This window comes from Bacteroidia bacterium (genome assembly GCA_039924845.1).
In the GTDB taxonomy this organism is placed as follows: Bacteria; Bacteroidota; Bacteroidia; order DATLTG01; family DATLTG01; genus DATLTG01.
In genome coordinates, this window is sequence record JBDTAC010000031.1 from 1 (window position 1) to 10,099 (window position 10,099).

Genomic DNA, 10,099 nt, shown 5'->3' on the forward strand with positions numbered 1-10,099 from the left:
GAAAAAGCTCCTTGTATTATTTTTATTGATGAAATTGATGCGATTGGAAGAGCGCGTGGTAAAAACCCAGCTCACGGAGCAAATGATGAACGCGAAAATACGCTCAACCAATTACTCACTGAAATGGATGGTTTCGGAACAAATAGTGGCGTTATTATTTTAGCCGCAACAAATCGTGCGGATATTTTAGATCGCGCTTTGATGCGTGCAGGTCGTTTTGATAGACAAATTTATGTGGATATGCCGGATTTAAACGAGCGAAAAGAAATTTTTGCAGTGCATTTAAAACCGTTGAAAATTGACCAAACGGTGGAAGTGGATTTTTTGGCAAAACAAACACCCGGATTTTCGGGTGCTGATATTGCCAATATCTGTAATGAAGCGGCTTTGATTGCAGCACGTCACGAAAAATTAATGATTGGAAAGCAAGATTTTTTAGATGCAGTAGATCGTATTATCGGAGGATTGGAAAAGAAAAATAAAATTATTTCCGTTCAAGAAAAAAAGGTGATTGCGTATCACGAAGCTGGTCACGCTTCTGTAAGTTGGTTGTTGGAACACGCGCATCCATTGGTAAAAGTAACCATCGTGCCGAGAGGAAGATCGTTAGGTGCTGCTTGGTATTTGCCAGAAGAACGCCAGATTACAACTACCGAACAACTCTTTGATGAAATGTGTGCCGCGCTTGGCGGAAGGGCTGCCGAAGAAATTATTTTTGGAAAAATATCTACCGGTGCTTTGAGCGATTTGGAAAAAATTACGAAACAAGCTTATGCGATGGTGGTGTATTATGGTTTGAGTAAAAAAATCGGAAACGTTAGTTTTTACGATTCGAGCGGAGCAAATGAATATGGATTTACAAAACCTTACAGCGAAAAAACCGCTGAATTGATTGACAACGAAGTGAGTGCATTGATAGAAAGCGCTTACAAACGCACGAAAGATTTATTGACAAAAAATCAAGAATTACTTTCGAAATTAGCCAACTTATTATTAGAAAGAGAAGTTATTTTCAAAGAAGATTTGGAAACTATTTTTGGAAAACGTCCTTTTGATAAACCTGAATTTGTAGAAAAAAAAGTGATTCAAAATACGACAACAAGCACTTCCACTTCTCCTGAAAATATTGTAGTTACTGTTCCGCAGAGTGAAGCAGAAAAACCAGCTGTTCCAACTATTTCGGCAGGCGACGAAAAGCAGTCTTGAAAAAATAATTTTTTGAACGTGAAATTTTAACACGCGCTACATCATGCAGGAAAGTACATCAAAAGAAAAAATGCTGAAGAAAATCAGAAAGGCATTGATGTATAAATCAGAAACCGATTACAGTAATTTAGATTTCTCATCTCCTATTTACAAGGCTTCCGAAGATTCATTAGAAATAACTTTTGCTCAAAAATTTTCCGCACTTAACGGAAAATTTATTTTTTGTGAAAACGAAAATGAATTTTTAGAGAACTTTTCTTTTTTGATTAAAGATAATAATTGGTCGGATATTTTTTGTTTCGAACCCGAGATAAAAGAATTGCTTAAGAAAGAAAAAATTTCTTTTTTTGATTCGTCCGAAAATTTAGCCGCTGCAAAAATTGGACTTACTACTTGCGAATCGCTTGTTGCGCGCACTGGAACTGTTTTGGTAAGTTCGCGCCAAGCATCTGGCAGACGATTGCCTTTTTATTCGGAAGTGCATTTGGTGGTCGCCTATTCTTCGCAATTGGTGTTTACGTTGAAAGAAGCGTTGAAACAAATAACTGCGAAATATGAAAATAAATTACCTTCAATGATTACTGCTATTTCAGGAGCAAGCAGCACTTCTGACATTGAAAAAACATTGATTCAAGGAGCGCACGGACCGCGAGATATTTTTGTTTTTTTGATTGATGATATTTCTGTTCAAGCCTAAATTTCATGGAAAAAGATTGGGTTATGGTTTTTAGTTCGGCAAATAATTATACTGTTAATTTATATAAAACGATTTTGGATAGTGAGGAAATTCCGAACGTAATTATAAATCACCAAGATTCTTTTTATAAAATTGGAGCCTTAGAACTTTACGTAAATCGTGATGATGCGATGCGAGCCACGCAAATACTTAATCAAGATAAAAATGAATAATTTTTTTCAACGTACACTTACCGGAATTTTATTTGTAGCCGTTTTAATTGGTTGCATTCTTTGGAATTATTATTCCTTCGCTGCGTTATTTTTACTAATTACTGTGCTTGGTTTATTGGAATTTTATTCGCTGGTGGAAAGAGATAACATTCATCCACAAAAATATTTTGGAATTATTATCGGAGCGTTGGTTTATATTTCATTTGCAAATCCATTTGAAACATATAATCTTCCGATTTCCTTTTTTGTTTTAATGGTTATTATCATTCCGATTTTCTTTACTGCTTTCATAGTTGAGTTGTTTCGTAAAAAAGAAAAACCATTTACCAATATTGCTTACACATTTTTGGGAGTATTTTATGTTGCACTTCCTTTTGGACTTTTAGACTTATTGTATTTCCAATATATTAATTACAATCCTTCAAAAATTATTCTTGGCTATTTTTTCTTGATGTGGACAAACGATACAGGTGCGTATTTGTGCGGAAGAGCTTTTGGGAAACATAAATTATTCGAGCGTATTTCACCAAAAAAAACATGGGAAGGAACCATTGGCGGTGTTATTTTAAGCATTGCAATTGCTTTTGTAATTGCTCATTTTTTCACTCAATTACGTTTGGTTGATTGGATTGTAATTGCATTAATTGTGAGCATTATCGGCTCTTTAGGCGATTTGGTAGAATCGCTTTTTAAACGCAGTATTAACGTAAAGGATTCCGGAAAAATTTTACCTGGACATGGTGGAATTTTAGATCGCTTTGATGCGGTGCTTATTTCTACGCCTTTTGTCATTGCGTATCTTTTAATTTTTGCGCACTTGGATTTGCGTCCATTTTAATTTCCTCTTAGATAAATACAAAATTTACCATCTCAAAAAAATAATTTTTCAAAGCCCGCCATTTAAAATAACAAATTAGCCTTAATTTAGCCGCTTATTACATTTTATGCGTTTCAAGTATTTAGTTTTTGCAATTTTATTGAGTGCTAGCGTTTCTGCCAAAACCTCTAGCGGCATTCAGGATTCGATTCGATTTCCACATAAAAAACCTTTTTTGTTATTTCCTGCTATTACAGAATCGCCCGAAACAAGTTGGGGTTTCGGAGGATTGGCTTCGTATTTTTTCAAATATCAAAAAAAAGATAATAATTTACGAACATCCAATATGAATTTGCTTGGCTTGTACACCTTAGATAAGCAAACGATTGTAGTGGCTTCTGGCGATATTTTTTTTCCGGGCGAAAAATACATTTTGAAAAATTATTTTTCGTACAGCTATTTTCCGGATAAATTTTGGGGAATTGGAAACAACACGCCCGATAACAATGTGGAAAATTATACGTATCGCCAATTTTACATTCATCCCGAATTCATGAAAAAAATATACGAACAATTTTTTGTAGGTATTTCTTACGAATTGCAGCGAGTGATTGATTTAGATTATACTGCCAACGGACTTTTTGATCAAGAAAATGTTGTAGGACGTTTTGGCGGAACTACTTCTGGCTTGGGATTAATTGCGGCATTCGACAATCGAAACAATGCTTTTTGGCCCACAAAAGGACAATTTGCGCAAATGACCTATACTGTTTTTGGAAGTGTTTTAGGAAGTACTTTTAATTATACAAATTATCTTTTAGATATGCGGAAATACGTAACAATTTATGAAGATCAAGTATTAGCTGGACAAATTGTTTGCAATATAAATAATGGAAATGTTCCTGTCAGAAGCTTGGCTTCTTTAGGCGGTTCTGATATGATGCGCGGTTTTTACCAAGGTCGTTTTAAAGACAATGATTTGGTTGCAGGGCAAGCGGAATATCGAGTTCCGGTTTGGTGGCGTTTTGGACTTGTCGGTTTTTTTGGTTTGGGAGAAGTCAGCCATACCATTCAGGACATTACGATTAATGAACTAAAATATACTGCTGGTGGCGGCATTCGTTATGCCATTAACAGTTCTGAAAAACTGAATATGCGTTTAGATTATGGTATTACGCAACAGGAGCAAGGTGTTTTTTATTTTAATATTGCCGAAGCGTTTTAAAAATATTTTTTATATTCGGGGATAGATTTGAAACAGGAAAATGGATAAAAAAAAATATTTTTGGTTAGTCCTCTGGACAACATTGATTTTGCTCGTCTTTTATATTTATTCCAATCATTTCAACAATCCTTTTCAATTTGATGATTCGCATACGATTGTCAATAATACGGCTATTTTATCGCTTAAAAATATTCCGCATTTTTTTACAGATGCCACTACTTTTAGCACTTTGCCGGCAAATCAAACGTATCGTCCAGGACTTACCACGCTGAACGCGATAGATGTTTGGCTTGGTGGGCAAAATCATCCGATTCCTTTTTATTTTCACTGTACTATTTTTTGCTCTTTTATTGCGCTCGGTATTTTATTCTACTTTTTCATTCTCACTATTTTTGATACCGCTTTTAAAAGTGAAATCAATAAGTTTTTTGCATTCTTCGCTGTAGCTTGGTTTTGGCTACACACGGCAAATGCCGAAACTGTTAATTACATTATTTCGCGTGACGATTTATTTTCCACTTTAATGGTTGTTTTAGCTTTCATCATTTATATTTATAAACCTTCGTGGCGAAAAAAATATTTCTATTTATTACCTGTAATCATTGGTTTTTCAGTAAAAGAACCAAGTATTATGTTTGCACCTTTGCTGTTTTTCTATATTCTATTTTTTGAAAAAAAAATTTCGTTAGCACATTTTTTTCAAAAAAGAAATTTCAAAATGTTTTTTTCTGTTTTTCTTGAAACGCTTCCTGCATTTGTGCTTGGCGCGATATTATTTATTTTTTATGAAAAAATGTTGCCGCTAAATTTAACTTTCGGTGGCGGAAGTCGCTTGCAATATCTCATTACGCAGCCTTTTGTAATTGTTCATTATTTTAATGATTTTTTATTTCCGATGAATCTTTCGGCGGATACCGATTGGACATTAATTACAAATGTTTTTGATGATCGGTTTTTGGCAGGAATACTTTTTATTTTAGGATTAATTTTTCTTGCTATTTATACTTCTAAAAACGAAAAAACACGCCCGATTGCATTTGGTATTCTTTGGTTTTTCATTGCGCTTATTCCCACTTCAAGTGTTGTTCCGCTTGCCGAAGTATTGAATGATCACCGTACTTTTTTTCCGTATCTCGGATTATTTATTTCTTTTTCTTGGAGCATTCGATTACTTTGTGAGAACTATAAAAATCAGATTCAAAAAAATATTTTTTCAAAAAGCTTTTTTCTGCTTTTTTTATCGTTTATATTGATAGCAAATGCCTACGGAGCACATTACCGAAATAAAATTTGGAGTTCGGATGTATTGTTGTGGAAAGATGTAACAGAAAAAAGCCCGAACAATGGAAGAGGTTGGATGAATTACGGAAATGCTGTAATGGCTATAGGAAATTTCCCTTTAGCGGAATCCTGTTTCGATAAAGCTCAGTCTATTTGGCCCAACTACTCCTATATTTACATCAATTTAGGTGTATTGAAAAATGCGGAAAATAAAGTTGCGGAAGCAGAAGTAAATTATAAAAAAGGTTTAGTCTGCGATCCTAAAAATCCAGAATGCTATTATTTTTACGGAAAATTTTTAGCAGAACAAGGTAGAACAAAAGAGGCACTTGATATTTTAAAACAAGGATTAGCAATCAGTCCAGACCATTTTGGAATGAAAAATTTGTATCAAAAAGAGCTTACGTTCAATAATATATCCAGTACAAAAGATTCTTCCAATTTAAATACAGCTTTTCAATTGGTGAAACAAAATCCGACAGCCGAGAATTATTTGAATTTGAGTTTGCAATATTATTTAGCCGGAAATTATCAAATGAGTATTGATGCAGCTAACAAAGCATTGCAACTTAAACCAGATTATGATTTGGCGTACAACAATATTTGTACTTCTTACAATATGTTGAAACAGTGGGACAACGCGATTACTGCTGGCGAAAAAGGTTTGAAAATAAATCCCAATAATCAATTATTGAAAAATAATTTAGCTGTTTCTGTTCAAGGTAAAGCAGAAAAAAAATAACTTTGTAAAAAGATTTCGGATGAAAAAATACTGTAAAAAAATGTTCGTTTATTTCCTGTTTTTGCTTTCTTGTAGTATTCTTTTTTCAGGATGTTTCTTGAGAAGAAATCATTGCAATACTTGCCCCCGATGGAGTATGGCTCAAAATCATCCGCAAAAAAGCGTTTGAAAAATTATTTTTTCGAGCTGCTAAATTTAGCTCAGAAAATCATCTAATCCTTTTATAACTTATTCTTTCACCAACTTAAGAGTGCGATTTTGTAGAGAAGTGGAAATATTCAAAAAATAAATTCCGCTCCTTATCTCACTTTCTTTATCGAAATATAAAATGTTATCCGAATTTGAATAAATTGTTTTTTCGGTACTGAAGATAAGCCTTCCGAGTACATCGCGTAATTGAATAATCGCAACAGTATTAACGGAACAACGCACGGAACAATAAAAATTTCCTTGAAAAGGATTTGGATAAATAGATGCGCTTAACATATTTCCAGCAGAAATTCCGAGTTCATCCATTCCTGTTAAAATAGTGCTTGCAGCACAAAAATCAGGAATGCCGTAACCCAGCAAAGAATCTGGATGTGTGTATTGATTGGCACTTTCGCGAATACTTTGTATCAATTGCATATTACTCAGTGTTGGATGTGCTTGCCACAAACATGCTACTGCACCCGCTGTTATTGGACAAGAAAAAGAAGTGCCACTTTCGTAAGTAATTCCTCCAGCTTGATTAGCAACTACTGCAGGATCTCCCTGAGCCGCTACATCTGGTTTTACACGATGATCTACTGTAGGACCGGTAGAGCTAAAAGAAGCGTATATTCCATTAGGTTCAACTGCTCCCACTGTTAGTACGCTATCTGCATCCGCAGGAAAACCAATGTAATGCCAAGGTTGTGTTGCGGAATTTCCAGCACTGCAAACCACTAATATCCCTTTGTCTGAAGCCATTTCTGCAGCAATAGTTATAGGAGCTGTATGTCCGTTTGTTTCTGAATAAGTGTGATTTTGATAGGCTTTATCAAATGTGGTATAGCCCAAGGATGTGCTTATAATATCAGCTCCCGCGCTGTCGGCATATTCGGCAGCAGAAACCCAATTGTATTCTTCAATAATATTTTCTGTAGCAGCATCCTCACTGCGCAATAAATAAAATTTTGCTTTTGGTGCAGTACCAACTAATTGTCCTGGAAGATTACCTCCAATGGTTGATAATACATCCATTCCATGTATATATTGTGTGTAAACATTTCCGCCAGGTTGTACAAAATCTTTGGTTCCGAGTATTTGATTATTGGTACGTAAACTATCGAAAACCAGCATTGTATCAGCACCATTAAAGCCGGCATCTAAAATAGCAATCGTCATTCCTTCTCCGTGAAATCCTGAGTTGTGTAAACAATCACCATTTATTTGATGAATCTGATTATAGGAAACGCCATAATTATATCCTGAAGTTTCAGGATTTAAAGGCGCGCGCGAATTTTCCACTAAATTTTTAATGTTTCCTGCTGAATTTCCATTTGGGTTTATCCTAAAAACAGGAGTGGAAGAAACCACAAATGGTAAAGCATTTATGCGTATTAATTTTGTAGAATCAGTTGTATAAATTGAAACTCCATTGAACCAACGTGAAATATTTAAAAGCGTTACACCGATATTTGTCAAGCTATCTAAATACCATTGATTAACGGGAATATCCGTTTCGTTTACACTAATGCCGTGTGCTAATCTTCTGTTGATGGCTTTTGCCGACAGAAACGCGGAAGGATTAGAAATAGAGTAGGGGCTGCTATTTTTATCCGTAAAGCGAATAAAATATTTGGTAGGTGCTTGCGCTTGGCTCATTATAGAGGAGCAAACAATTAAAAAAAGTAAAATTATTTTTTTCATTTTTTAAGTTTTGAAAAATTATTTTTTAATCGTTGCCGTAAGAGTTAATTGTCATCGTATATTCAATTCCGCTATTAATACGGTTCATTAAAGGCATTGCCGTAATACTGTCAGATTGTACATCAATAATTTGTTTGTACACCAAACCCACATTGCGTGCATATACTTCAATATAATATTGCTTTTGAATAAGATTGGTATTATTGATTTGTGTTACGGTTGCGGTAGAATCAAATCGTTTGCTCTCGTATGTTGCCGGAATATCAACAGCAGTATATTGATAATTCCAATCGCCCAGCGTGTTCTGAGCATTGCCGTTCCATGTAGTATTTAATTGTGTCGGAAAAATTAATTTTACGAAACGCTGATTGTCTTCCACGCGCTCCGCTGTAGTGGTAGTGATATTTGCTACACAAACATTTTTAAAAATCCACGTTTCATTATTGTAAGGAATACTTGGATTGTAAACTCTTTTATAGCGACTAATCACATAAGTTGGTCTCCCTGTATTGTCTTTAATAATGGAGTCAATGTGTTCTTTTTCTTGAAAAATAAAAGTATCCACTTTGTTTGTGAAACTGTTAAACACCAAGGAATCTACATCGTAAATCCAATAATTATTTACTTTGTATGGAAAGTAATTGTATCCGAAATTAATGGAAGCTGGCGTATCTTTTTTACAAGAAAACAAGACAATCGAAAAAAAAATTCCGAGTAAAAAAAGGTGCTGAAAAAAATATTTTTTCGAAGCCATTTTTAAAAATGTTTAAGAAAACTTTTTTTCATCCGTTTAAAGTTGACGTTCGATAAACCCACCGCCAATTAAATCATTTCCTTCGTAAAATACCGCTGATTGTCCAGGCGCAATTGCTGAAACTGGTTGATGAAAAAGTACTTCTAATTTTCCGTTTTTCTCTGTAACAAAGCTCATCGTTCCTGGATCTTTGTATCTTATTTTTGTAAGTGTTTCAAAATTTTCGGGCAAACTTGCATATTTGACAAGATTGAAATTTCGCACCGACATTTGTTGTTTTTCCAAATCTTGTTTGGAACCGAGCACAACTGTATTTGTTTCCGGAATAATTTCTGTAACAAAAACTGGTTCTCCCAAAGCAATTTCCAAGCCTTTGCGTTGACCAATCGTATAAAACGGATACCCTTTGTGTTTGCCAATTTTTTCTCCGTTGGTTAAAACAAAATCGCCGCCATCCACTTTTTCTTCCAAACCTTCCACTTTACGTTTTAAAAAACCGCGGTAATCATTGTCTGGAACAAAACAAATTTCATAGCTTTCGCTTTTGTTGGCAAGCTCTTCGTAGCCTCTGTCTTTCGCCATTTGGCGAATTTCTTTTTTATGAAAGCCTCCCAAAGGAAAAATAGTGCGCTTCAAACTTTCTTGCGTTAATCCCCATAAAACGTAGGATTGATCTTTGGTTTCATCCAAACCTTTGGAAACAACGTAGCGATTATTTTCAAAACGAATTTGTGCATAATGTCCGGTTGCAATGAAGTCGCAGCCCAACATATCTGCACGTTTTAATAACGCTTCCCACTTTATATGCGTATTGCATAACACACACGGGTTAGGGGTGCGGCCGGCCAGGTACTCATCCACAAAATTGTCGATCACAAAATCACCGAACTCACTTCTTATATCTAATATGTAATGAGGAAAGCCATAACCAACTGCTAAAGCGCGGGCATCATTAATGCTGTCAAGGCTGCAGCAGCCGGTTTCTTTTGAACTTCCGCCAGACGAGGCGTAGTCCCAGGTTTTCATAGTAAGCCCTATCACTTCATAGCCCTGCTCATGCAGCATAACTGCTGCTACCGAACTATCAACCCCTCCGCTCATTGCCACTAAAATCCTGCCGTGCTTGCTCATAATTTTGCAAAGATACTTATTACAAGCCTGAAAATTTGCTGAATATAGAATTTGACGATTTGGTGATTCGAGAAGAAGCTAAGAGCAAGATGCCAGAACGTAAGATACAAGAGTCAAGATAGAACAAGATACAAAGATATT

General features: G+C 35.2%; 9 protein-coding genes. 6 read left to right on the top strand and 3 right to left on the bottom strand.

The features are described 5' to 3' along the window. From ABIZ51_03635 to ABIZ51_03660, 6 genes are all read left to right on the top strand, one after another. Nucleotides 1-1,206, top strand: a 1,206-nt coding sequence (locus ABIZ51_03635; GenBank protein ID MEO7087867.1) for an AAA family ATPase, incomplete at its 5' end; no start/stop codon positions are given. Between the two features lie 43 nt (nt 1,207-1,249). Continuing rightward, entirely contained in the window at nt 1,250-1,903 is a 654-nt protein-coding gene (locus ABIZ51_03640; protein ID MEO7087868.1) for an LUD domain-containing protein, read from the top strand. A gap of 5 nt (nt 1,904-1,908) precedes the next feature. Further along, complete coding sequence (locus tag ABIZ51_03645) at nt 1,909-2,115, top strand: DUF2007 domain-containing protein (GenBank protein ID MEO7087869.1); 207 nt, start codon at nt 1,909-1,911, stop codon at nt 2,113-2,115. After that, nucleotides 2,108-2,953: a phosphatidate cytidylyltransferase gene (locus tag ABIZ51_03650; protein ID MEO7087870.1), complete on the top strand. Its 846-nt coding sequence runs from the start codon at nt 2,108-2,110 to the stop codon at nt 2,951-2,953. Before ABIZ51_03645 ends, ABIZ51_03650 begins: the two co-directional genes overlap by 8 nt. 106 nt (nt 2,954-3,059) lie before the next feature. Next, nucleotides 3,060-4,157 (top strand): BamA/TamA family outer membrane protein, encoded by a 1,098-nt coding sequence (locus tag ABIZ51_03655; protein MEO7087871.1) that lies wholly within the window; start codon nt 3,060-3,062, stop codon nt 4,155-4,157. Between the two features lie 40 nt (nt 4,158-4,197). Next, a complete protein-coding gene (locus ABIZ51_03660) occupies nt 4,198-6,180 on the top strand; it encodes a tetratricopeptide repeat protein (GenBank protein MEO7087872.1) in 1,983 nt (660 codons plus the stop codon). A 228-nt stretch (nt 6,181-6,408) separates the two neighbouring features. Here ABIZ51_03660 and ABIZ51_03665 read toward each other — a convergent pair whose 3' ends face one another. From ABIZ51_03665 to mnmA, 3 genes are read right to left on the bottom strand one after another with little or no spacing between them, the layout of a single operon-like run. Further along, nucleotides 6,409-8,073 (bottom strand): S8 family serine peptidase, encoded by a 1,665-nt coding sequence (locus ABIZ51_03665; protein ID MEO7087873.1) that lies wholly within the window; start codon nt 8,071-8,073, stop codon nt 6,409-6,411. Nucleotides 8,074-8,098: 25 nt separating this feature from the next. Next, complete coding sequence (locus ABIZ51_03670; GenBank protein ID MEO7087874.1) at nt 8,099-8,827, bottom strand: hypothetical protein; 729 nt, start codon at nt 8,825-8,827, stop codon at nt 8,099-8,101. A gap of 36 nt (nt 8,828-8,863) precedes the next feature. Continuing rightward, entirely contained in the window at nt 8,864-9,958 is a 1,095-nt protein-coding gene (gene mnmA, locus ABIZ51_03675) for a tRNA 2-thiouridine(34) synthase MnmA (GenBank protein MEO7087875.1), read from the bottom strand. Between the last annotated feature and the right edge of the window lie 141 nt (nt 9,959-10,099).